Raw genomic sequence first — 22,855 nt, forward strand, 5'->3', positions numbered from 1 at the left:
CAGGGCCGTCCGTCTGGAAAGAGGGGAGTGCGGCGCGGTCCGGTACGTGCCGTCGCCGACGTACGGGGGACGGGGGCCGGGCACCTGGACGGGCTACGGACGGCGGCGGGGTTTACCGCGCCTGGCGCCGCCCGTACTGCCGCTCTTGCCGGTGGGCTTCGCTCCGGAACCGGACCCGGACCCGGAACCCGACCCGCCGCGCGCGGGCTTGCGGCGCCCTTCCGCCGCCTTGTCGGGGCGCTTGCCCTTGCCCTTGTCCGTGCCCTGCGTGCCCTGCGTTCCCTGCCTGCCCTGTGCGTTCCGGGCCGGAAGCGGGCGACCGCGGGTGCTGTTGACGGTGCGCCCGCGCACGATGCCGATGAGGTGTTCCACCAGGTCGGTGGTCTCCTCCTGCGGCCAGGACAGGGCGACTCGGGACTCGGGGGCGTCCAGGACCGGCCGGTAGGTGAGGTCCCTGCGGTGGTGCAACCGGGCCAGGGACTGGGGGACGACCAGCAGGCCCACGCCTGCCGCGACCAGTTCCACGGCGTCCACGGTGGTGGCGGGGCGCTCCTTCGCGGGCTGTCCCGGCAGGGTCTCCCAGGCAAGGGTGGAGTCCAGAGGGTTCAGTACGACCTCGTCGGCGAGGTCGTCCAAGGTCACCTCGTCGACCGCCGCCACGAGGTGGTCCTTGGGGACGACGACCACCGTTGTCTCCGTGTAGAGGGGGATCGCGCTGAGGTCCGGCCCGTCGACCGGCAGCCGTACGAAACCGGCGTCCGCGCCGGACTCGCCGCCGTCCCGCAGCACGCCGAACGCCTCCGCGGCGCTCACCGGCACCAAGGTGAGCGGGATCTCCGGCAGGCGCTCGTTCCAGATCCGCGTCCACTTGGTCGGCGTCACGCCCGGAACGTAGGCGAGCCGGAACGAAAACGAAGGAGGGGGCACTTCCGAACCTGTCACCACAGAAGGTTATCCGTTGGTGGTCGGAGGCGGCACGCGCGCTCGTTACCCTTGACGGCATGACGTCGCAGCAGACCACCCAGACCATGAAGCCCGCGACAGCGGCGAAGAAACTGGGTGTGTACCTCCAGGCCACACCCCCCGAGTTCCAGGAGGGTGTCGTCTCCCGCACCGAGCTGAGCGCACTCCAGGCCGAGCCCCCCGAGTGGCTGGTGGAACTGCGGCGCAACGGACCGCACCCTCGGCCGGTGGTCGCGTCGAAGCTCGGCGTGTCCATCACGGGCCTCGCGCGTGGCGGCGTCACCGAGGCGCTCACCACCGAGGAGATCGAGGCGCTGAAGCAGGACCAGCCGGAGTGGCTGGTCCAGGAGCGCGCCGTGCAGGCCGAGTTCCGCAAGGAAGCGGTGCGGATCAAGGAGAAGAACGCGGAGCGCGCCGCCCGTACCCGCTGAACCGGCACCGCCCTCGCCACCCCAGCCGGCCAGTTCCGGCACCCACCTGTTGTCCGCGCGGGCGCTGGTCGTAGCGCTCGTCCAGCAGCGGGTCCGCCCCTGCGTCTCACGGGGAACGGCGGCGACGTCGTCCGCGACTCCCGCGGCGCCGGTCGGGTGGGGATGGCGCAGGACCGCGACCGGCGCGCCGCCCGCCGCCAGGTGACCGGCCGGGCACGGGCCCGCACCCGGGCACGGGCCCCCACCCGGGCACGGGCCCGCATCCGGGCCCACGCGAGCTGTCGCCGGCCGTGACCCGTACCGCGGGCACCGGGCTCGGGCCGCCCGCACGGCATCTAGTTCGGCCTCCGGCGCCTCGTGGCGGCCCAGCCAGTGCTCGCCTCACACGGTGAGGCCACGCTCTGCCGGTCGATGCCGTGCTGACGCCCCGGCCACAGGTGCGCCGGCCCCGCTGCGACGCGAGTTCCGTCGCCGCCCTGGACCTGCCCTGCGCACAGGGTCCTGGCGGATGTTTCGAGGGCCCCGGCGCCCGGCTGCGGAGCGCCATCGCGCTCTCAGCGGATCGCGGCTCAGCCGCTCGAGCCGCGTATCACGAGTTCCGGCGTCAACACGACGTCGCCCCCGCCGCCTTCGAGGAGCGTGAGGGATGCCTCGACCATGCCTTCGGCGACGGAGCCGAGCGTGGTCAACCCCGGTGCGGCCGTCGCGGAGACGAAGGTTCCGTCGAAGGTCGCGATCGCGTAGTCGTCAGGCACGCGCTTGCCTGCGTGCTGGAGCGCTGTGAGCAGTCCGAGCGCGACCACGTCGGCCGTGCAGATGATCGCGTCGGGCTCATGGGGGTCCGCGAGCAGGCGCTTGGCCGCCTCGATGCCGCTCGCGACCGTGAAACTCGGCATCTCCAGCACCCGGTCTCCCGGTCCCGCCAGTGCGCGGAACGCCGAGGTGCGCTCGATGCTGGAGGACGAGTCCTCCTGGGCGTCGACCATCAGAATGCGGCGGCGCCCACGCGAGCGCAGATGGTCGACGAGTATGCGCACCCCCGCGGTGTTGTCGAGCCGCACCGACGGCGCCTCGACGCCGCGCGCGCGGCGGTCGACCTGCACGACCCGGCCGGAGCGGGAGAGTTCGGCTATCGCCGCGCCGCTGCGCTCGTAGGCCGCGGGCACGATGAGCACCGCGTCGACGAGCACGCGGTCCATGCCGGCGAGCTGGCGCTGTTCGATCTCCGGGCTCTCGTCGGTGTCGATGGTCACCAGACGCTTGCCCAGGTGGCCGAGACGGCGTGAGTAGGCCGAGACCAGTTCGGCGAAGTACGCGTTCGCGACGGCCGGCACCACCAGAGCGATCGCATCCATGGACTGGACCCGCAGCGCTCGGGCCGCCGCGTTGACCTTGTAGCCCAGCACCTCGCACGCGACGCGCACGCGTTCGGCGAGCTCCGGGTCGACGTTGCGCTGTACGCCCGAGAGCACCCGGCTCGCGGTCGTGACCGACACCTCGGCGCGGGCAGCCACGTCCTTCAAGCTCACCCGTGCGCCCATCCTGATCCCTCCGGTTCCGGCTGATCGATGCTAGCAGGGAGGTCACAGCCAGTGACTGTTGACGAGGGAGAGCGCTCCGTGTTTACCTTTGGAAATGCATTTCCCAGAGGAGAATCTACCGCATACCCCACCAGAGCGCCGGGCGGATGGCCGCTCGGCGGGCAGTGGGGAAGTGCTGGTCGTCGGTTCCGTCAACCTCGACCTCGGCTACCGGCTCGAGCGCCTGCCGCGCGAGGGCGAGACGGTCCGCGCGAGCGGGAGTTTCCAGGCCGGAGGCGGGAAGGGCGCGAACCAGGCGCTCGCCGCCCGCCGCCTCGGCGCGCAGGTGGCCCTGCTCGCCAGCGTCGGGCGCGACGCCGGTCCCGCCCTGGCCGACCTCGCCGCCGCGGGCGTCGATCTCGCTCCGGTCCTCCGGCACGAGGAGACCGTGACGGGGGCCGCGGTCCTGCTGGTCGGCCCGAACGACAACTGCATCGTCGTCGACGCGGGTGCCAACGACCTGCTGCGAGCCGAGCACGTCCGCGCTCTCGCGACGAGCACGGAGCCGCCGGCCGTGGTGGTGACCAACCACGAAGTGCCCGCCCCGGTGGTGGAGGCCACCGTTCGCGCCTATGCCGGCCGGGCGCGTGTGCTGCTCAATCCGTCGCCTGCGCGCGTGCTCGACCGCGAGCTGCTGGCGCTCGTCGACGTCCTCGTGCTCAACGCCGGGGAACTCACCGACCTGCTCGGCCTCGGCCCGACCCCGCCCACCCCCGAAGCGGTCGCCGCTATCCTCGACCGCGGCGCCCTCGGCGACTGCGTCGTCACACTCGGCCGCGGCGGCGCCGTCGTCTCCGAGCGGGGCGCCATCACCCACGTGCCCGCGTTCCGCGTCGACGCCATCGACACGGTCGGCGCCGGTGACGCATTCCTCGGCGCGCTCGCCGCCGGTCTCGCCGCAGGTCAGGACCTCGGCGCGGCGGCCGAGCGCGCATGTGCCGCGGCCGCGCTCGCCGTGACCGCACCCGGCGCCCGCGGGGCCGCGTTGAGCGCGGAGACCGTCGACGCGCTCATGGCCGGCGAACCGGCGATGTCCCGAAACTGATCCACCCCTGCGCCCGCGCAGCTCCACCGAAAGGCACGTCCATGAGCAATGTCGCTCAGCAGGGACGACGAGGTACCACCGTCGAGGCGAACGGCGTCAACCCCGTCCCCGACTCCGAACGCCGCGGGAAGCCCCGCGGCCTGTTCCCCGTGTGGTTCGCCTGGAACATATCGATCCTCGGCGTCAGCTACGGAATCTTCGTCTTCGGCCTCGGCCTGAACGTCTGGCAGACGATCGTCGCGGGAACCATCGGGTATCTCGTCTCGGCCGCCCTCGTCGGCATCCTCGCGGTCGGCGGGCCCCGCACGGGACTGCCCACGCTCACGCAGACACGCTTCGCCTTCGGCATCAAGGGCAACAGGATTCCCGCGTTCTTCGCCTACCTGTCCAATATGGGCTGGAAGGTGACGATCATCACCCTCGCGTCCGACACCGGCGCTCATCTGTTCGCGAAGCTGTGGCCGTCGGCGTTCGCGAAGTCCGACGGTTCGAGCACCACCCCCGCACTGGCGCTGTGGTTCGTGATCGTGCTCGCGGTGACCATGACGGTCGCCGTGCTCGGACACCAGCTGATCATGAAGCTCGAAGTGTGGATCTCGTGGGTGACCGGTGTCATGACCCTCGCGTTCCTCGGGTTCGTGCTGCCCAAGATCGAGTGGTCGCACCTCGGCGAGGCCCACGCGGGCGGCGCGCTGGAGTTCGTCGGCGGCATCATCATGGCGATGACGCTCGTCGGCCTGGGCTTCCTGAACTACGGCGGCGACTTCGCCCGCTATCTTCCGCGCGAGAGCAGGGCACGCGGGGTGATCGGATGGACGGTCGCCGGACTGGCCACGCCGGTTGTCATCATGCTCGTCGTCGGGGCGCTGCTGGTCGGCGGGGACCCGAAACTCGGCAACGCCGCCGCCGCCGATCCCATCGGGGCCCTGACCGCGCTGCTGCCGATGTGGTTCTTCGTTCCGTTCTCCATCGTGATCGTCATCTCGCTGGTCTCGGCGGCCATCACCGGCATGTACAGCTCGGGTCTCGCGCTGATGTCGGTCGGCGTTCCGCTGCGCCGCTCCGCCACCACCGCGATCAACGCGACGATCATCGCGGCCGGCGCGTTCTACCTGGAGTTCGTCTCCACCTCGTTCCTCGCGACCTTCCAGTCGTTCCTGTCGCTCATCGCCGTGATGATGGGAAGCATGGGCGCGATCCAACTCGTCGACTTCGTCCGGCAGCGCCGGCTGGGCTGGAACACCGCCATGGCCAACCCGCGTGGCCATGGCGGGCGCAACGGGCGATGGACGGCGATCGCCAGCCTGGTCGTCGCCACCTTCCTGGGTCTGGGCCTGGTCACCAGTTCCGATCCGAACTTCGCGAAGATCACCGGATTCCTGCTCACGCAGAGTGCGCGTGACGGCGTGTTCGGCGCGAGCGGGCTCGGGATCGTCATCGCCATGGTGATCGGCGCGGGGCTCTACGCGTTGCTGACCTTCGGGCTCCACCTGGACCCGAGGCCCGATCACTCGCTCGCGACCGACACCGACACCGACTCCGACTCCGGCGCCGCGCGCGGCACCGCCGGGACGGCGGTGCCCTCCCGCGACATCGTCGGCCATGGCGCGGCCGACCTGACCGAACACTGACCGACCCGGTGGCGGCGGGCCCACAGCGCCCCGCCGCCACCCGAGGAGCTGACATCCGTGTCCGCACGCCAGACCGCACTGGAGCGGTTCCAGAAGCCCGACCCGTGGCACTCTCCCGCCACCTACTGGTTCTGGCACCACCTGCCCGACAAGGACACGATCCGCGCCCAGGTGCGGCAGATGCACGACGCCGGAATCCTCAGCTTCCAGGTGCAGGCACGCCTGTCGTACCCGATCGCCGGCTACCTGGACGAGGACTACCTCGCCGCCTGCCGGTGCGCCGTCGAGACAGCCGCGGAACTCGGCATGATCGTGGGCATCTACGACGACTACAACTGGCAGACCGGCCACGCCGCGGGCCGCGCGGTGGACGGCCATGACGAGCTGCGCGAGCGGCACCTGTTCTGGATGCGGATCGGCGCGGGAAAGAGCGGGGGGACGCTCGGGAAGATCCGGTCGGCGACCGAGAACCTGGGCCCGGCCGCGATGCGGTGGCACTACGAGGGCGGTGCGGTCGCCTGGGCCGACTGGCGGACCGAGTACGTGCTCGTCACGGCATCGCCGCGGGGCGAGGTCTCCGAACGGCCGGATCTCGTCGACCGTACGGAGGGCGATGCCGACGGGTGCCGCGTCCACCTCACCGGACCCGTGCCGGACGGAGCCGAGGTGATCGTGTTCGTCTCGGCCCGGTGCGCCACCTCCCGGCTGGTCAACCCGGTCGATCCGGTCGCCGTCGACCGCTTCATCGAGGCCGGCTACCAGCCGTTCGCCGACGCTCTGGGCGAGTTCTTCGGCAGCACCGTCGCCTACATGTTCTTCGACCAGCCGCATGCCGTGTACTACGACTGGGAGGCGCGCACCGGCGATCTGCGCTCGGCAATGCCGTTCCACGCACGCCTGGCCACCTCGATCCGGGAACGGTGGGGCGAGCACACGCCTCAGGTGCTCGCCGCGGTACTCGAAGGCGACGATCCGGAACGGCTGGCCCTTCGCGCCCAGTTCTACGAGCACTTCAGCACCTACGCGATGGAGACCTTCCTCGGCCGGCTCCGTGCCTGGAGCCACGCCCACGGTCTGCGCCAGTCCGGACACGAGGTGCTCGGGCACGTCGGCGGGTGGCGGCTGGACACCGCGTTCACCGACTGGGACCTGCGCGTGAACTTCGGGCTCGACCACTTCGGCGTGGACGGATACCGGGACCTGACGGCGGTGGACGCCCAGGACGCCCTCACGCAACTCAGCCCGGTGTTCGGCGACTCGGTCGCCCGCCACCACGGCCGCAGCGGCACGATGGTCGAGCAGTACTTCCTGACCCCGCCCCAAGGCGGCGCACCGTGGTCGGGCCACTGGGGGCTGAGCCTGCAGGAGCTGCGCACCACCGCGATCAACCACCATCTGCAAGGCATGCGGCAGATGATCTTCCACGGGTTCTACCAGACCCACGGTCACGGCGCGGACCACGAATCGCTGAGCAATCCCCGCTTCGACTTCCCACCGGGGATCAACTTCGAGCCCTGGTTCGCCGATCACCATCCGCGGTTCGCGCTCGAAAGCGCCCGTCTGAGCGAGTTCCTGGAACCGGTGACCCCCAGGGCCGACGCAGCGCTCCTCTATCCGTTGCGCACGGTGTGGACGGCGGGGCAGCTCGGCATGCAGGCCTCCGCGACGGGCGAATGGGCGCGGTCGCTCACCGAAGCCGGCGTCGGCTTCCACCTCGTCGACGAACGCGACCTCGAAGCCGCCGTCGTGGAAGAGGGCGCGGTCCGCTTCGGCGAGAGGCGGTACCGGGCGCTCGTGCTGCCCGCCGTGACCACGCTGCGCTCCGCCGCGGTGCTGCGCCAGGTCCGCCGCATCGCCGAAGCGGGGATACGGGTGCTCGCCAGCGGCACGACGCCCACCGTCTACCAGCACGGACCGCAGACCGCCGCGGCGGACTGGGCGGAACTCGCCCCGGCCGTGGAGGTGTTCGCCGCGGTCCCCGGCAGCGAGGTGCTGCACGGACTCGCCCCGTACGACGGGAGCGTGCCCGAGGTGCGCACACCGGACAGGTCGGCGGTGCGCCGGCGCGGCGGGCAGGAGTCACCCGGCGTGTTCAGGTTCGCGTGCTTCGTCGAACCCGGAGCCGAAGCCGAGGCGACCATGGAACTCGTGCTGCCCGAAGGGACCTGGCAACTCGAGGAGTGGATGCCCGCTGACGGGACGGTGCGCGGCCTCGGGTCCGCCGAGGGCACCGTCGTATGGCGGCTGGAGCCGAATGCCCTGCGCCTGCTGCGCGTGCGCTCCGACGCGGAACCCTGGTGCGGCCCGACGCCGGCCGTCGACGAGCCGGGACACCAGGGCCGTGCTGAGTGGTCGGGGCCGCAGGTGCTCGGGGCCGAATGGCTCCTGGAGATCCCGGACGACGCCCACGAGCAGGCCGGCACGCGCCGCGAGATCGCGGTCACCCGCGGCTGGGAACGCCAGGGCCTTTCGACGTTCGCGGGCGCCGCCGACTACGTACGGCAGTTCACGCTCGACACGCCGACCGAGGTGGAACTGACGCTCCCGGCCGTCGCCGGAGGGGCCGCCCTGTCCGTGAACGGAACGAGGGTCGCTGAACGCGCCTGGTCGCCCTACCGCTTCACGATCCCCGCCGGCCACCTGCGAGCAGGCTCGAACGAACTGCGTATCCGGCTCACCCCGTCGGCGGCCAACCGCTACTACGCCGGCACCGGCCTACGCGCCGCACCCGAGCCGTGCGGACTGCTCGCTCCGCCCGTGCTGCGCCACCGGGCCGCGCCGCCGCTTCCCGACACCGAACACTGACCCGAACACTGACCACCGACCGGTACCACGACAGAAGGCTGCCCATCATGCTCAAGGGGCTCGACCCGCTCCTCACCCCGGAGTTGCTCTTCGCGCTCGCCCGCATGGGCCACGGGGACACGATCGCGCTCGTCGACCGGAACTTCCCCGCTCACTCCGTGAACGACCGCGTGATCCGTCTCGACGGTGCCGACGTCGTCTCAGCGGGCCGGGCCGTACTCGGGCTCCTGCCGCTCGACACGTTCGTCGCCGAACCCATCGCGCGGATGCGGGTGGTCGGAGACGCCGACAGCCGGCCGGCGGTGCAAACACAGTTCCTCGCCGTCGCCGACGAGGCGGCGGGCCGGGCCGTCGCGGTCGAAGCACTCGAGCGCCAGGCGTTCTACGAACGGGCCCGCGCCGCATTCGCCGTCGTCATCACCGGTGAAGACAGGCCGTACGGCTGCTTCGTACTCGCCAAGGGCGTCCTTCCCGAGTTCACACCGCAGTGACCCGTGACCTCCGGGCGGCCGCTCGCCCGTCGGGAGCCGGAGACCACCGACGCCCCCTGGGCGGGGGCTGCCTCACGACTGGTGACGCGACCGGGGCCGGTACGTCCCTGTGCACCACGACCCGGCGCCCGGCTTCGTCCTGGCGGAGGTCCGGCAGGAGCGGTCGGCGTTCGCCGGGCCCTTGCCGAACGGGCTCTGCCGCAGAAGCACCCAGCGCCGGGGGAGAGGCCGGAGCGACCCCAGAAGTGACCCCAACCCCGGAAACGACCCCAGGAGTGACCCCAGAAGTATCCCCGGGCGGGGCTGCGCAACGGCCCGCGGGGTGGGGCGTTGTCGCGTTGCCGCGCTCGGGGATGGCGCGGGCCCGGTCGGTGGTGGCGGGCGGGTGAGGCCGGGGATGGCGTGGCGGTCGCCGCGGTGCACGATGCGGGCTGGACCGCGCTCGGGGCCGAAGCGGACCGGCTCTTCGATCGTTCCGGTGGGGCCCGATCGGACCGTCCGTGCGGTGCCGGCCGACCCTGGCCGGGCCGGAGAGCTGCCTCTTCATCCGGCACCGCTCACGCGTGGCGGACACCGGACCGGCCCGCGCGGATGACCTGCCGGGTCCCAGCGGCGCGGCCGAACCCGGCCGGTGCGGCGGTGTCGCCGTGGTCCCTTGGACATGGCCGCTCTTCCGACCGACGGTTCCCGGTCGCGACCGCCCGGTGCTCGGCGCAGCGCCGAGGGACAGGCGCACTGCGGTTTCTGGCCGATTAGGGGGCCGGGCGCGCGAAAACTGGCCGGAAACGCGTTCTTGCGCGGGTGCGGTCGCTCACCGGTAACTTCCGGCGTCCTCTGCAACCCCCCACTCCCGTCCCCCAACGGGGGATGCCTTACATGAGGAGCCACATGAAACCGCTGGATCTGGAACGGGTGCGTCCCGTGGTCATCGGTTTATTCAGGATGGTCGTCGGGATGCTGTTCGCCTGCCACGGAGTAGCGACACTGTTCGGTGTGCTCGGCGGGCCGGAGGGCGGCGGCCCCGGCCCTGCCGCGTTCGCGTGGCCGGGCTGGTGGGCCTCCGCCATCGAACTGGTCGGCGGCGTCCTGGTGGTGCTCGGCCTCGGCACCAGGATTGCCGCGCTGGCGTGCTCCGGCTCGATGGCGTACGCGTACTTCGACGTTCACCAGCGCAACGCTCTGCTGCCCATCCAGAACCACGGCGAGCCCGCGGCCATGTTCTGCTGGGCTTTCCTGCTCATCGCCGTCCTCGGCGCTGGCGCCTTCTCGCTGGAGGGCTTGCTCGGCCGCTTCACCTCCGGCACCCGTCCGATAGCCGGCCTGCCGCAGGAGAAGGGCGCCGGCGAGCCGGTACCCGTGAGCGCCGACAACTGATCAGCTGAACTCGATCATATGACGGGAAATACGCCAGGGGGCGGGGCGGGACCTTTGCCCATCCCGTCCCCTGGCGCCGCGTTCGGCAGCGCGGGCGGCCCATCCGGCCCACCGCGTGCGGTGCCCAACCCACCTCGCCGGCCACGTCCTTGTTCGATGCCCGCCGGAGATCAGCAGAGGCCGACCCCTCAGCAGACTTGATACTCCACGTAGCCGTCCCCGTTGTCGTCGTAGCCCTGAATCTGGAGATCGTCGGCGGAGAACCAGCCCATGGCGTTGATTCCGTTCACGCGGCCGTACCACCACTCGTTTCCGACCGTGTTGTCGTAGTAGCACCAGAGCCAGAACACGACGTGATCCACCGACAAGGCGTTGGTGCAGTCACCGTATGGACCCAGTTTCAGATTGCGGTTCGCATTCATCAGGGCCTTCCCCTCCCCATTGGCGGTGGGGGACCACGATCCCTTGCAGTTCGTGGCGCTTGCCGTGGGCGCGATTGCCAACGTCGTTCCCCCGGCGACCATCAGCAAGCCGACGATCGTTGCCAGTGCACGCTTACGGACCCTCATGTCTCGTCTCCCTCTGATCGGTTCGTTTTCGTTCCCATGCGGTCAGTTCGCCTTCTGATGCGGCTCGCTACGTAAGCAGCCCGGGCCGCGGGCGGCGTAGCCCTGACGGGGGACCGGGCGCCCGCCCCGCTGGGCGTCGGCGGTCAGCAGGCATGTACGGGGTTCGTCTCGCTGGAGATGTTCCGGTCGTCGGCGTAGCCCCAGGCCTCGTTGCTGTTGTCGCCCAGGGTCCAGAGCCAGCGGTTGGGGTGGGGACTGCCTTCTCCGTTGGAGGGCCCGTAGTCGATGCGGCACGCGAACCACGACGTCGTGGTGGTGAGGTGGCCGACGACCGCCGTGAACTCGCTGTTCCACAGCGGCGTGTTCGCCTTGTTGTTGCAGTAGTACGCCTCGTACCCGCTGTTCCTGAAACCGGCGTCCCAGCAGCCCGACGCGGCGTGGGCCGGCGAGGTGAACAGGCCGAGGGACACCGGTAGGGCGAGAGCGGTGACGGCGATCGCCGCGCGCGAGCGCCTGAGGCCGAGCAGTGACATGTGGGTCTCCGCTGGTAGTAGGGATGCCCGCGGACAACGGCCGGCCGGCCGCCTGGGGTCAAGCGCTGCCTTCGCCAGGACACGCCGGCCGGCCGTCACCTCCGCGTCCGAGGGACGCGGCAACTGCCGGAGGTTCCGCGAGCACCGGTCACTCTGGTTGCCGGTGAACAAGTCGGACAAGAGACTTTCCCGGTGCGGAAAATCCCCACCGCCCGCCGCCCGCGAGGCCCAAGCCGCCCTCGATCGAGGTGGGTTGGCGTTCCCCGGGGCGGGGCCGGTGGCGGACGACCCATGTTCGGTGGGGGCACCTCACCCGAACGGACCCGGCGACTACGTTCGTTGCGACGGCCTGCATCAGGTCGACGGCCCGGCTACGGCTCGGGCAGCTCCGTGGTCATGGTGAAGCTCGGTGATGTCGACGTCGGCAGGGTCGCGGATCTCCTGTGACCACCGCAGCGCCTGTACGACCAGGACACCGCGCCGCGGCCGCGGCACGGCCAGGCGCTCGCGGGTGCGCGCCGCCGGCTTGGCCGCGCCGAAGGCGCCGGCGCGTGCGAGGGCTTCGCCCAGCAGGGCGTACGGCCGTATGGCGGCCGGGCCGTCGGGGGCGGCGTAGTAGCCGCGGTCCTACAGCAGCAGATCCACATCGCCGGCGTCGACGAAGCCGACGATGTCGATGACCTTGCGGGCGGCAGCGGACAGCGGGACGCGGGGCTCGGCGAAGGCGAGTAGACGCCGGGCAAGGCCGTCGCCGCGCCGAGGACCGCGACCGCCGACGCTCCTACCGGAGGCGGCGGTCGGCCGCCGGAGCTCGGCGCGATCGAGCACCAAGTGCCTGGAGCCTGACGACAAAAGCTACTTACGCGTCGGGGTGCTCCGGCAGGGCGAGCCAGTCCGACCAGGGGATCTCGCGGCCGAGGAAGCGCGGCTGCTCGAACGGCCAGTCGGCGGCGATCCACTGCGGCACCAACTCGTCGAGGGCCTGCTCGACCTTGCTGCCCACCAGCTCGTCCACCACCCACCAGGAGATCTCGCCGTCCGCGCCGACCCTCTCCGGTGGGTCGATGTAGACGCAGCCGAGCAGAGCTGTCTCCGCCGCGTCGAGCAGCGCGTAGTTGAAGGACTGGTGTGCGGCGATCTCCTTCTCGTGCCGCAACAGGTCGGCCTGGTCGGCCTCATAGGTCATGGTCGCCGCGGGCCAGCCCCAGGCTGGGCCGAAGATGGTCCACAGCCGCTCGCGCGAACCCATCACAGCCGGATAGTCGAGCGGGGTGTCCGCCTCCCGGATCGGCCGCAGGTGATGACCGCTGCCCGGCAGCGGTACCAGGACGGGATGGACGAAGTCATCGGGGAGCCAGCTCATAGCGCCCGACCGTAGCAGCGCGCGGCCGTCCGCTCCCCTGGATTTCCCCGTATACCGCCAGGCCCCGCTCTCAAGCCGGGCAGCGCCCGCGATCACCCGATCGAGACCCCCGATCGATCGACAGCCTCCTTGATCGGTATGGCAACGGCCTCTGAGGCTGCCCCTGGTCACGGGGAACCTGGAGTGACCGCGTGGCGGATCTGCCGGGACAACCGCTGGTGGAGCGTGTTCGCCACGAAGCGTGGCAGCGTCAGGAAGGCGGACCGCCCGCGCACGACGATCGCGGATCGCCATTTCGTTCCCGTAAGTTCGTCCGGGCGCTGGACCGGCACCGGATCGTCAGCTCGACAGTGCGGGTCGGGGCGGCAGGCGACAACGCGGCCTTGGAGTCCTTCTTCAGCCTGCTGCAGAAGAACGTCCTCGCCGGCGCCGCCCGGATCGCCTGTGAGGCGGGGACGGACCGGGTGGAGCTGTGCTCGGCTCTGGAACTGGGCGGAGTGACCCCGTATCGCCGTACCGTGCGCCGCGGACCCGCAGACCCGGGGGAGGACCGACGGGAACGGGGTGTTCCTGCTCTCAACTCCCGCAGCTGACAGCATGGAAAATGGGGTGTGGCCGGCTGATCTGGGTTGATAGGTATGCGATGTGACAGAGAGTCTTGAGTATTCCGCGTTGCTGCAACTGATCGACGAGCGGTCGGCCGCGTTCCGGAGTGCGGTTGCCGCCGCGCCCAGCCTTGACGCGCCGGTGCCGTCCTGCCCCGAGTGGACGTTGTTCGATCTGGTGCAGCACCTGGGTACGGGCCAGCGCTGGTGGGCCGCGATCGTCGCCGCGGGCCCGGCCGATGCTCCGCCGGCCAAGGACGCCCCGGAGGCGCCGCGCGAGCTTGATGCGCTGCTCGCCTGGTACGCCGAGTCGAACGAGCTGCTGCTGAGTGCGCTGCGCGAGGCCGGCCCGAAGCGCGAGTGCTGGGCGTGGTGGAGCGCCGGCGTGTCACCGGCGAATGCCTGGGGCGTTGCCCGGCGCCGGGTGCACGAGGTGCTGGTGCACACCTACGACGCCCAACTCGCCGCAGGCGCCGTGCAGCCGATGCCGGCGGACGTCGCGATCGACGGCGTGGCGGAGTTTCTCGACACCTGCAACTCCACCCCGGCGGCCTGGCCGCACCAGGCCGCCACCATCCACTACCACGCCACCGAGGGCCGCTCCTGGCTCCTCACCCTGGACGGAACCGGCGCCTGGCCTGCACCCCTCACGGACGACGCCGCACCCGCGTCCGCTTCGGCCACGGGCACGGCCGAGCAGCTGCTCCTCTTCGTCTGGGGCCGCCTCACGCTGAGCGACCTGAAGATCGACGGCGACCAGCAGGTGTTCGAGCAGCTGATCGCCTGGGAGCCCGAGGAGTAGCCAGTCGATACCGCGAGTCGTGCCGCGGCGTCCACGGTGGGTTCCCCGGCCAGGGCCGAGGGGATCTCCCCGCGGGCGATGGGGCTGACACTCCTGGGCCTGGAGCAGCGCGGCCTGGTGGAGGGGCCACCCCGCCCCTGAACGCTGGCGCCGGTCGCTGGTCGGTGCTCGCCGGTCGAAGCGCGATCTCCAAGCCGCCCAACGGGGCACCCTCCAGAGGATGTTCACCTCAAGAGCCAACCAGCTTCCGGCAGGCTCGCCCGGCCCCGACACGGAAGCGCGGCTGAGAGGCCGGGCACTCAGGACACCACCAGGAGGAACCAGTGTCGTACCCGGAACCGCTCACCCCCGAGGAGAAGCTCGCCGACGCGAAGCAGCTGTTGAGCATCCCGCGTATCGTCGCGATCTGCGGCTCCACCCGCTTCATGACCGAGATGAACGAGGCCGATCTGCGGGAGACCAAAGCCGGAAAGATCGTCGTCAAACCTGGCTGTGACTTGAAGTCGCCGCACGAACTCTGGTCCGATCCTGTCGAGGCCGAGGCGCTGAAGGCTCGACTCGACGAGCTGCACCGGGCGAAGATCCGGCTCGCTGACGAGGTGCTCGTCGTCGGCGCCTACATCGGAGACAGCACCCGAGCCGAAATCGCCTACGCCCGCTCGCTGGGCAAGCCCGTGCGGTTCACGCACCCCGAAGTCGACCCTGACGCCTGACCGCCCGCCGCCACCTCGACAACCAGGGCCGCCGGCCCGCCGCCTGACCGTCTCGCGGTGGCTTCGTCCGCCGCCCACTCCCCCACCCTCCGCAGGCATCCCACGGACCTGATCATCCAGGGGACCTGACCCGCCGGCGGGAGCCGCTCCTCCGGCTTGACTTCGAGCGCGCTCCAAGTCCTAGCGTCGGAAGCGTCCGTCAGCCCTCAAGGTACCGCCCGGTCCGCCGGGCAGGAGGAGTATCCGCGCATGATCACCCGAACCACGCTCGGCTCGCCCGGTCTCACCGTCAGCGCGATGGGCCTGGGGTGCATGGGGATGAGCGAGAGCTACGGCGCCGCCGACTGGGACGGCGGCCTGGCCACCATCGACCGGGCCCTGGAACTGGGCATCACGTTCCTGGACACCGCCGACGCCTACGGCACCGGACACAACGAGGTGCTGGTGGGCCGGGCCATCCACGGCCGCCGGGACCAGGTGCAGCTCGCCACCAAGTTCGGCATCGACCGCAGCGCCGGCGACCGGGCACGCCGCATCCGCGGTGCCCGGGACTACGTGCTGCGCGCCTGCGACGCCTCGCTGCTGCGGCTGGGCGTCGAGGTGATCGACCTGTACTACGCCCACCGCCCGCCCCAGGACGTGGAGATCGAGGAGACCGTCGGGGCGATGGCCGAGCTGGTCGAGGCGGGCAAGGTCCGCCATCTGGGCCTGTCCGAGGTCGACGGCGAGCTGCTGCGCCGGGCGCACGCGGTGCACCCGATCACCGCGGTGCAGAGCGAGTACTCGCTGTGGACCCGCGACGTCGAGGCGGTCACCCCGGTGATGGCCGAGCTGGGGGTCGGGCTGGTGCCGTACTCGCCGCTGGGGCGGGGGTTCCTGACCGGCGCCCTGGACCGCTCCGCGCTGGGCGAGAAGGACTTCCGGCGCACCAACCCCCGCTTCGCCGGCGAGGCGGGCGAGGCCAACGAGAAGATCGCGCAGACCGTGCGTGAGGTGGCCGACCGGCTGGGTGCCACACCCGCCCAGGTGGCGCTGGCGTGGGTGCACGCCCAGGCCGAGCGGCTCGGGGTGGCGGTGGCGACCATTCCGGGCACCCGCAGCCCGGCCCGGCTGGAGCAGAACGCGGCCGCGCTGGAGCTCACCCTGGACGCCGAGGCGCTGGCCGCGCTGGACCCGCTGAGCGACCAGGTGACGGGCGAGCGCTACACCCCCGCGCACACTGCTGAGGTCGCTCGGGGTTAGCCGGTGGGCTCGACGCGCACGACGTCCGGCTCGACGACGTCGTGGACGTCGTCGACGTCGCACCCACCGGTGACCTCGCCGGTCACGACCAGCCGGGGTCCGCCCCGCGCTGCCCGTCCTGCTCGACGGCCAGGATCGCGCCCCGGTTGCCGGAGCCCGGAGCGATCCCGCCGTAGGAGACCAGCGCCCGGTACCCGTCCGCGCCCAAGGGCCTTCCCGTTACACCGCCCCGAACTCTCCCGGCGACCTGACAGCCATCACCGCACGTCACTCCAAGCGGAGATCAATACGGGCTGGGCTTGAAAACAGGTTCCCACCTGATCCTCAACGTCCCGGAGACCCCGTAGGTTTGCCCGTTGTCATCGGGACGGGACTGTGAGCGTCGTAGCCAGTCGAACGCCGGCGCGGGTCGAGACGGCAGGGGACTGTCGGTGGCTGGTGACAAGATCAACGGCATGGTTTTCATACGTACTACTCCGCCACGGCCTGTGGATGTGAGCGCGGTCTTTCCTGAACTGGCTTCTCTGGCGCGGCCTGCGGTGCGGCTGCATCCGCGCCCGGGATCGCCTTCGGTCAGGGACAGCTCGGTCGGCGGGCCGTTGCTATGGCCGGCCGAGGAGCCATGGCCTCACTGCGAGGACGCGCATCTGCACGTGGACACGGGATTCCGCAAGTCGCCGACCGAAGTGCGGCTCCAAAGACGCCTGCAACACCGGTGACGCCCCGATGGCCCCGCTGCCACGCTGACGCCCGAGGAGGAGGCACTCAAAGAGCGCAATGCCGCGTGGCTCGCGGAACGCTCCGACGCCGGACCTCCCGGGCCCGCCGAATGCCCGGTCCCGATGCTGCCGGTGGCTCAGCTCTTCCTGCGTGACATACCGCTGTTGCAGCCGCCCGGGCAGGCTGATCTGCTCCAGATTCTCTGGTGCCCGTACGAGCACGAACCGGACAACAAGCCCTCGACCGCACTGTTCTGGCGATCGGCCGCAGAGGTCGGCGACATACTCGCCACACCACCGGAACCGTACGAGGCGGACTTTCCGGGGTACGTGCCGGAGCCATGCGTACTGGCACCGGAAAAGATCACCGAGTACCCCAACAGCCTGGACCTGAGCCCGGAGCTGCAGCTCATCCTGGATGACTGGAACAGGTGGCAGCCGGCCGACATCGACAGTTCCTACGCCGACGATCCGCGCGAGTTCTATTCCACCCATCTGGGCAACGCACCCGGCTGGAAGGTCGGCGGCTGGCCCCCGTGGGGCCGCACCGACCCGTACCGTTGCTACTGCGCTGTGTGCGAGGCGCAGATGGTCCCACTGCTGACGATCGCCTCCTGGGAGTGGGACGGCGACCAAGGCCCCAGCTGGGCGCCGCAGGAAGACCGGGCCGCCGCGGCTGCCTCTCACTACGCGGGCCAGGACCCCGCGCAGCCGACAGAGGTGGAAGTAGGCAGCGCGGACAACATGCAGATCTACGTCTGCCCGGCCTCCCCCGAGCATCCGCACACTGACCTGATCCAGTGAACGGTCGGTCGGTCACACGCCCCTCCGTGGCCGGCCGACAGGGGCCGGTACGCGTTCTCCAGCTGAGCGATGCCCGCCGGAGAAGGCGTCCTGCCCGGCCCGGCTCGCGCTCACTGTGCACGTCTCGCCGTGGCCGCGTTCGGATGCTGCCTGCTCGCCGGAACGGCTGTTCTGCCTCGTTCACGGCCGCAACGGCCGCTCATCGGAGCATGCGGTGCCGGGCCGGCCGTACTCGTTCGTCGCCGCGCTTCCCCCCGGACCGCACCTCGTGGACGCAGGTTTTGGACGTGGTCCGGCCGGGGCCCGCCGACGACGCCGCGGCGGTCACGGCCGACCGACTGCGGGCCGTGGTCAAGCGCCTGGTCACGGCTGCCGGCGGCAGTGCGGGGACCCCGAACATTCGGCATGGTCGGCACGTCGACCAGAGACAGCTCAGGCGCGCTGCCAGGCGCGGTCGGCGAGCAGGCGCAGGCCGTTGAGGCCGACGACGACGGTGGAGCCCTCGTGGCCGGCGACACCCAGCGGGAGCGGCAGGTGGCCGGCCAGGTCCCAGACGACCAGGCCGGTGATGAACGCTGCGGCGATGACCAGGTTCTGCACGACCAGGCGGCGGGCGGCGCGTGACAGGCCCACGACGGTGGGGATGGTGCCCAGTTCGTCGCGGACGACGACGGCGTCGGCGGTCTCCAGGGCCAGGTCCGATCCGGCGCGGCCCATCGCGATGCCGGTGTGGGCGGTGGCGAGCGCCGGGGCGTCGTTGACACCGTCCCCGACCACCAGCACCTTCCGCCCTGCGTCGTGCAGTTCCCGAACGGCGCTGACCTTGTCCTGCGGCAGCAGTCCGGCGCGGACGTCGGTGATGCCGACGTCGGCGGCCAGGCGGGCGGCGGCGCGCGGGTTGTCGCCGGTGACCAGGATCGGGCTGCTCCCGGTCAGTGCGGTCAGCGCGGTGACGGTGGCGGCGGCCTCGGGGCGGAGCGTGTCGGCGATGCCCAGCACTCCGGCCGGGATGCCGTCGACGAACACCAGGACCGCGGTTCGGCCCTCGCTCTCCAGCTCGGCGGCGGCTACCGCTGCGGGCTTGTTCTCCGCGGTGTCGAGCAGGCGGGCGGGACTGCCCACCGAAACCGTGCGGCCTTCGACGGTGGCGGTGACGCCGGTTCCAGGGGTGGAGGTGAAGCCGATGGCTACGGGGATGTCCAGGCCGCGGGTGCGGGTGGCGTCCACGACGGCGCGGGCCAGCGGGTGCTCGCTGGGGTGCTCCGCCGCTGCCGCCAGGCGCAGCACGGTGTCGCCGTCCAGGTCCGAGCCGGGAAGTGGGCGGACCTCGGTGACGCGGGGGGCGCCCTCGGTCAGGGTGCCGGTCTTGTCCAGCGCAACGGCGTCGATCTGCCCGAGCTGCTCCATGACGACCGCGGACTTCACCAGCACGCCGTGGCGTCCGGCGTTGGCGATCGCGGACAGCAGCGGCGGCATCGTGGCCAGGACCACCGCGCACGGCGAGGCGACGATCATGAACGTCATCGCGCGCAGCAGTGTCGGCTGCAACGCGGCGCCCAGAGCCAGCGGCAGGGCGAACAGTGCGATGGTGGCGGCGACCATGCCCAGGCTGTAGCGCTGCTCGACCTTCTCGATGAACAACTGCGTGGGCGCCTTGGTCTCGGAGGCTTCCTCGACCATCTTCACGATCCGGGCGATCACCGAGTCCGACGGGTCACGTTCGACCTTGACGCGCAGCGCACCGGTGCCGTTCAGGGTGCCGGCGAAGACTTCGTCCCCGTACCTCTTGGCCACGGGCAGCGGTTCGCCGGTGATGGTGGCCTGGTCCACCTCGCTCGCTCCGTCCAGGACCCGGCCGTCGGCGCCGACCCGCTCCCCGGGCCGCACCAGGATGGTGTCGCCGACCGTGAGTCGGTCGGCGGCCACCGTCTCCTCATCTTCCCCATCGCTGATCCGCGTCGCGGTCGCCGGCGCGAGATCGAGCAGGCCGCGCACCGAGTCCGCTGTACGGGCGGTCGCCAGCGCCTCCAGCGCCCCGGAGGTGGCGAAGATGACGATCAGCAGCGCCCCGTCCAGCACCTGGCCGATCGCCGCGGCGCCGATCGCGGCCACCACCATCAGCAGATCCACGTCCAGCGTCCGCTCCCGCAGCGCCTTCAGCCCGGCCCAGCCAGGTTCCCAGCCGCCGGAGACATAGGCGGCGGCGAACAGCGGACCCCACGACCACACCGAGGCACCCAGCAGGTTCAGCGGCAGAGCACCCAGGAACAGCACCAGCGCCGCCAGCGCCCAGCGGGCCTCCGGCAGCGCCAGCACCCGGGTACGCCGCCGCGGCGGCATACCGGCGGAGGTAGCCGGCGCGGGCTTGGTCACGGTGGTGGACATGGCGAGGCAAGCCCTTCTCAGGAGAGTTGTCCGACGCCTTCACCGTACAGGAAAACATGAACAGTCATTCATTCGTTCATTTCCGTACAATGGTTCCCATGGGCCACGGAGCGAACACCCCGACCGACAGCGCTGTGCCGCAGGCCGCGCTCACCGCGCAGAACGCACCGAAAGTCGCCGCCACCCTCCAGGCCCTGGCTACGCCGTCGCGGCTGCTGATCCTCGCCCGCCTGCGCGAGGGCCCCCTGCCCGCCACCGAACTGGCGGCGGCGGTCGACATGGAGCAGTCCGCCTGCTCCCACCAGCTCCGGCTGCTGCGCAACCTCGGCCTGGTCACCGGCACCCGCCAGGGCCGCTCCATCGTCTACGCCCTCTACGACAACCACGTCGCGGAACTCCTCGACCAGGCCCTCTACCACGTCGAACACCTCCGCCTGGGCGTTAACGACACCCCCGCGCTCGCCGATGAACCGCGAACCACACCGGCACCCACAGCGAGCTGACCCGGATCGGTCACCTCAACGGTTGTGGGAGACCGGGTGGGCGGACGCTGTCGTGAGGGCGTTATCTCATGGTGAGTGACGCTGTCTCAGATTCGAGAGTTCTCACCAGTCGCCGCAATGACCCGAGTCCGAAGCCCCTGCACAGGAATTTCCTGCCCCGGCTGCAATTCGAGTCTCCGCACCGCCGCATCGGATGCCTCGATCTGATGCGGAAGCGGTTCCATGTCCACCACCACTGCCCTGAGCCGCCCCATCCCGGGCGAAGCGGAAACCCGCACATGCACCGGGTGCAGAACCTGGGTCCAGAGGCTAGCGCACATCAATATTTGACGCACGCACACCCCACCACCCAACCGGCGACTCTCACCACCGCGCCCTGAGCCACCACCGCGTGGTGACGGCGGCGCAACTGCCCCTACTGGCATGGTTATGCTCCGGTCGCAGCGACTCCGGTAGCGGCATCCCGTCGCCGCCGGAACCGACAGAAGAGGACCAGGCCGCCCCGGGAGACCGGGGACGGATGAGCCCCGGGCGACTCGAGCGGAAACGGAGCCTGACAGTGGGCAATGGCGGTACGGAATTCACGCGAGTGCCAGGAAAACGGCCGGTGGTCGGCCACCTCCTGCGGCTACGGCGGGACCCGCTGGGATTCTTGGAGTCGCTGCCGGCGTACGGGGATCTGGCGCGGGTGCGACTCGGGCCGTGGCGGGCGTTCGTGGCCTGTCACCCGGACGTGGCTCACGAGGTGTTGACCGACTTCCGGCGGTTCGATCGCACCGGCCCCGTCTACGACAAAGTGCGCCAGGCCATGGGCGCGGGCCTCGCCACCGCTGGATACCACGACCACCGCCGGCAGCGACTGGTGATGCAACCCGCCTTCCGGCACGAACACTTGAGCGGCTATGTCGAGGTGATGCGCAAGCAGGTGACGGCGGCCACCGCCGACTGGCAGGACGGCCAGGAACTTGACCTCACCGAAGCCATGTTCGAACTGACCACTGGCGTGGCACTCACCGCCCTGTTCTCGTCCAGGCTGGGCGGACAGGAGACACGGGAGCTGCGGAGCGCCCTCGACGTCTTCCTCGGCGGCCTCACCTCCCGGGCGGCACTGCCCGGCATCGGCCGGCTGCCCACGCCGGGCAACCGCCGCTACGCACGGGCCCTCGACCACTGGCAGACCCAAGTCCGGCGGCTCATCGAGGGCTACAGCGAACTCGGTACCGGGCAGGACGACCTGATGTCGCGATTGCTGGCTGCTCGCGACGAGGAAGGTCACGCGCTGTCGTACCAGGAGCTCTCCGACCAGGTTGCCGTGCTGCTGCTGGCCGGCGGAGAGACGACGTCATCGGCCGTGGTGTGGGCCGTCCACCTGCTGTCGGGCCGGCCGGACGTCCTCGCCGCGGTGCGGGCGGAGGTGGACGCGGTGCTCGGCGGGCGGGCGGCGGGCGCCGCGGATCTGCCGCAGTTGGGGCTGACCGGCCGAGTCGTGAAAGAGACCCTGCGGCTATACCCGCCGGGCTGGCTGACGCTGCGGACCGCGACGCACGACACCACACTGGGCGGCCACCGGCTCGAAGCGGGCAGTATGGTGCTGATCAGCCCCTATCTCCTGCACCGCCGGGAGGACTTTTACCACGATGCCGCCCGCTTCGAGCCGGACCGCTGGCTCGCGAGCCCGCCGGCCACGCGCGGCTCGTACCTGCCTTTCGGCGCGGGCGCCACCAAGTGCATCGGGGAAGAATTCGGAGAGGCTGAAGCGACCGTGATCCTGGCATCCCTGCTGGGCCGGTGGGAGCTGACACCGATCGGCGGCCCCGTCACGTGCTCAGCCCGGCTTGTCCTCTCCCCGGCATCATTTCGAGTGTGGGTCAGCGCACGATCCACTACCAGTTGAGGGGTACAGCCCGCACTCGCGGATACGCCCACTCCCGTTCCGGAGCGAAGCGCTGGCACCGAAGGAAATCGAGGCACCCCCCTAGGGAGTGCACCGCCAGGCCCAAGCGGAGCGCGGGCCTACAGTCCGTCACCGCTCCTGCGGAGCAGGACCGGTGACGGACCATCAATCCTGAAGCGAAGCGGAGGGATTGATGGTCCGGCGGAGCCGGACAGACCGCGCGAAGCGCGGTCACGCTGAGCGAAGCGAGGCGTCAACCACCGCGCGTAGCGCGGTCATCCGCGCGAAGCGCGGCGTCAACCACCGCGCGTAGCGCGGTCATCCGCGCGTAGCGCGGTCATCCGCGCGTAGCGCGGTCATCCGCGCGTAGCGCGGTGGTTCGTTTGCACAGCGCGCAGCGCTG

General features: G+C 70.9%; 20 protein-coding genes and 3 pseudogenes. 14 read left to right on the top strand and 9 right to left on the bottom strand.

Annotated features, from left to right (window positions below):
• Positions 1–93 precede the first annotated feature (93 nt).
• Positions 94–942, bottom strand: coding sequence for a LysR family substrate-binding domain-containing protein (locus OG896_RS40260; RefSeq protein WP_329373549.1), 849 nt, complete (start codon positions 940–942; stop codon positions 94–96).
• Between the two features lie 59 nt (positions 943–1,001).
• On the opposite strand from OG896_RS40260, the gene OG896_RS40265 reads away from it, so the two are divergent.
• A complete protein-coding gene (locus tag OG896_RS40265) occupies positions 1,002–1,394 on the top strand; it encodes a DUF5997 family protein (RefSeq protein ID WP_329373551.1) in 393 nt (130 codons plus the stop codon).
• Positions 1,395–1,963: 569 nt separating this feature from the next.
• Here the strand turns inward: OG896_RS40265 and OG896_RS40270 are convergent.
• Positions 1,964–2,935 (bottom strand): LacI family DNA-binding transcriptional regulator, encoded by a 972-nt coding sequence (locus OG896_RS40270; RefSeq protein WP_329373553.1) that lies wholly within the window; start codon positions 2,933–2,935, stop codon positions 1,964–1,966.
• 172 nt (positions 2,936–3,107) lie between these two features.
• Here OG896_RS40270 and OG896_RS40275 point away from each other — a divergent pair, with 172 nt between their 5' ends.
• From OG896_RS40275 to OG896_RS40295, 5 genes are all read left to right on the top strand, one after another.
• Entirely contained in the window at positions 3,108–4,019 is a 912-nt protein-coding gene (locus tag OG896_RS40275; protein WP_329373554.1) for a PfkB family carbohydrate kinase, read from the top strand.
• Positions 4,020–4,060: 41 nt separating this feature from the next.
• On the top strand, positions 4,061–5,650 hold the full coding sequence (locus tag OG896_RS40280) for a purine-cytosine permease family protein (protein ID WP_329373555.1): 1,590 nt from the start codon (positions 4,061–4,063) through the stop codon (positions 5,648–5,650).
• Positions 5,651–5,707: 57 nt separating this feature from the next.
• Positions 5,708–8,455 (top strand): hypothetical protein, encoded by a 2,748-nt coding sequence (locus OG896_RS40285; protein WP_329373556.1) that lies wholly within the window; start codon positions 5,708–5,710, stop codon positions 8,453–8,455.
• Between the two features lie 47 nt (positions 8,456–8,502).
• Entirely contained in the window at positions 8,503–8,946 is a 444-nt protein-coding gene (locus OG896_RS40290) for an RbsD/FucU family protein (protein ID WP_329373558.1), read from the top strand.
• Between the two features lie 888 nt (positions 8,947–9,834).
• Complete coding sequence (locus OG896_RS40295) at positions 9,835–10,320, top strand: DoxX family protein (protein WP_329373560.1); 486 nt, start codon at positions 9,835–9,837, stop codon at positions 10,318–10,320.
• Positions 10,321–10,508: 188 nt separating this feature from the next.
• On the opposite strand, the gene OG896_RS40300 is transcribed toward OG896_RS40295, so the two are convergent.
• The 5 genes and pseudogenes from OG896_RS40300 to OG896_RS40315 all read right to left on the bottom strand — a co-directional run bounded on the left by OG896_RS40300 (position 10,509) and on the right by OG896_RS40315 (position 12,785).
• Positions 10,509–10,889, bottom strand: a complete 381-nt coding sequence (locus OG896_RS40300) for a hypothetical protein (protein WP_329373562.1) — start codon at positions 10,887–10,889, stop codon at positions 10,509–10,511.
• Positions 10,890–11,032: 143 nt separating this feature from the next.
• On the bottom strand, positions 11,033–11,422 hold the full coding sequence (locus OG896_RS40305) for a hypothetical protein (protein WP_329373564.1): 390 nt from the start codon (positions 11,420–11,422) through the stop codon (positions 11,033–11,035).
• A 354-nt stretch (positions 11,423–11,776) separates the two neighbouring features.
• A pseudogene (locus tag OG896_RS40570) lies at positions 11,777–12,031 on the bottom strand (Ku protein); the annotation flags it as partial.
• 18 nt (positions 12,032–12,049) lie between these two features.
• Positions 12,050–12,253, bottom strand: a complete 204-nt coding sequence (locus tag OG896_RS40310; protein WP_329373566.1) for a hypothetical protein — start codon at positions 12,251–12,253, stop codon at positions 12,050–12,052.
• Between the two features lie 28 nt (positions 12,254–12,281).
• Positions 12,282–12,785, bottom strand: a complete 504-nt coding sequence (locus OG896_RS40315) for an N-acetyltransferase (protein WP_329373568.1) — start codon at positions 12,783–12,785, stop codon at positions 12,282–12,284.
• Between the two features lie 260 nt (positions 12,786–13,045).
• On the opposite strand from OG896_RS40315, the pseudogene OG896_RS40320 reads away from it, so the two are divergent.
• The 5 genes and pseudogenes from OG896_RS40320 to OG896_RS40340 all read left to right on the top strand — a co-directional run.
• A pseudogene (locus OG896_RS40320) lies at positions 13,046–13,207 on the top strand (IS3-like element ISAar45 family transposase); the annotation flags it as partial.
• A 42-nt stretch (positions 13,208–13,249) separates the two neighbouring features.
• Entirely contained in the window at positions 13,250–13,378 is a 129-nt protein-coding gene (locus OG896_RS40325) for a hypothetical protein (RefSeq protein WP_443057294.1), read from the top strand.
• A gap of 52 nt (positions 13,379–13,430) precedes the next feature.
• On the top strand, positions 13,431–14,192 hold the full coding sequence (locus OG896_RS40330) for a maleylpyruvate isomerase family mycothiol-dependent enzyme (RefSeq protein ID WP_329373570.1): 762 nt from the start codon (positions 13,431–13,433) through the stop codon (positions 14,190–14,192).
• Positions 14,193–14,515: 323 nt separating this feature from the next.
• On the top strand, positions 14,516–14,905 hold the full coding sequence (locus OG896_RS40335) for a hypothetical protein (RefSeq protein WP_329373572.1): 390 nt from the start codon (positions 14,516–14,518) through the stop codon (positions 14,903–14,905).
• Positions 14,906–15,154: 249 nt separating this feature from the next.
• The gene (locus tag OG896_RS40340; protein WP_329373573.1) at positions 15,155–16,147 is read left to right on the top strand and encodes an aldo/keto reductase; all 993 of its coding nucleotides are present in this window, start codon (positions 15,155–15,157) and stop codon (positions 16,145–16,147) included.
• Between the two features lie 82 nt (positions 16,148–16,229).
• Here the strand turns inward: OG896_RS40340 and OG896_RS40345 are convergent, their stop codons facing one another.
• Positions 16,230–16,355 (bottom strand): hypothetical protein, encoded by a 126-nt coding sequence (locus OG896_RS40345; RefSeq protein WP_329373575.1) that lies wholly within the window; start codon positions 16,353–16,355, stop codon positions 16,230–16,232.
• A gap of 247 nt (positions 16,356–16,602) precedes the next feature.
• Here OG896_RS40345 and OG896_RS40350 point away from each other — a divergent pair.
• Positions 16,603–17,670: pseudogene (locus OG896_RS40350) on the top strand (hypothetical protein).
• Positions 17,671–18,102: 432 nt separating this feature from the next.
• On the opposite strand, the gene OG896_RS40360 reads toward OG896_RS40350, so the two are convergent.
• Positions 18,103–20,055: a heavy metal translocating P-type ATPase gene (locus tag OG896_RS40360; RefSeq protein ID WP_329373577.1), complete on the bottom strand. Its 1,953-nt coding sequence runs from the start codon at positions 20,053–20,055 to the stop codon at positions 18,103–18,105.
• A 98-nt stretch (positions 20,056–20,153) separates the two neighbouring features.
• Here OG896_RS40360 and OG896_RS40365 point away from each other — a divergent pair, with 98 nt between their 5' ends.
• Both OG896_RS40365 and OG896_RS40370 read left to right on the top strand, forming a co-directional pair.
• Positions 20,154–20,558, top strand: a complete 405-nt coding sequence (locus tag OG896_RS40365) for an ArsR/SmtB family transcription factor (RefSeq protein ID WP_329373579.1) — start codon at positions 20,154–20,156, stop codon at positions 20,556–20,558.
• 520 nt (positions 20,559–21,078) lie between these two features.
• Complete coding sequence (locus OG896_RS40370) at positions 21,079–22,452, top strand: cytochrome P450 (RefSeq protein ID WP_329373581.1); 1,374 nt, start codon at positions 21,079–21,081, stop codon at positions 22,450–22,452.
• The last annotated feature ends 403 nt before the right edge of the window (positions 22,453–22,855 follow it).

Origin of the sequence: Streptomyces sp. NBC_00669, from assembly GCF_036226785.1 — a bacterium.
Classification (GTDB): Bacteria; Actinomycetota; Actinomycetes; order Streptomycetales; family Streptomycetaceae; genus Actinacidiphila.

Bases quoted from the DNA above. Each gene is read 5' to 3' on its own strand.
- OG896_RS40305 (WP_329373564.1), bottom strand. From the start codon at position 11,422: ATGTCACTGCTCGGCCTCAGGCGCTCGCGCGCGGCGATCGCCGTCACC.
- OG896_RS40340 (WP_329373573.1), top strand. From the start codon at position 15,155: ATGATCACCCGAACCACGCTCGGCTCGCCCGGTCTCACCGTCAGCGCG.
- OG896_RS40315 (WP_329373568.1), bottom strand. From the start codon at position 12,785: ATGAGCTGGCTCCCCGATGACTTCGTCCATCCCGTCCTGGTACCGCTG.
- OG896_RS40290 (WP_329373558.1), top strand. From the start codon at position 8,503: ATGCTCAAGGGGCTCGACCCGCTCCTCACCCCGGAGTTGCTCTTCGCG.
- OG896_RS40365 (WP_329373579.1), top strand. From the start codon at position 20,154: ATGGGCCACGGAGCGAACACCCCGACCGACAGCGCTGTGCCGCAGGCC.
- OG896_RS40370 (WP_329373581.1), top strand. From the start codon at position 21,079: ATGAGCCCCGGGCGACTCGAGCGGAAACGGAGCCTGACAGTGGGCAAT.
- OG896_RS40270 (WP_329373553.1), bottom strand. From the start codon at position 2,935: ATGGGCGCACGGGTGAGCTTGAAGGACGTGGCTGCCCGCGCCGAGGTG.
- OG896_RS40265 (WP_329373551.1), top strand. From the start codon at position 1,002: ATGACGTCGCAGCAGACCACCCAGACCATGAAGCCCGCGACAGCGGCG.
- OG896_RS40295 (WP_329373560.1), top strand. From the start codon at position 9,835: ATGAAACCGCTGGATCTGGAACGGGTGCGTCCCGTGGTCATCGGTTTA.
- OG896_RS40280 (WP_329373555.1), top strand. From the start codon at position 4,061: ATGAGCAATGTCGCTCAGCAGGGACGACGAGGTACCACCGTCGAGGCG.
- OG896_RS40360 (WP_329373577.1), bottom strand. From the start codon at position 20,055: ATGTCCACCACCGTGACCAAGCCCGCGCCGGCTACCTCCGCCGGTATG.
- OG896_RS40300 (WP_329373562.1), bottom strand. From the start codon at position 10,889: ATGAGGGTCCGTAAGCGTGCACTGGCAACGATCGTCGGCTTGCTGATG.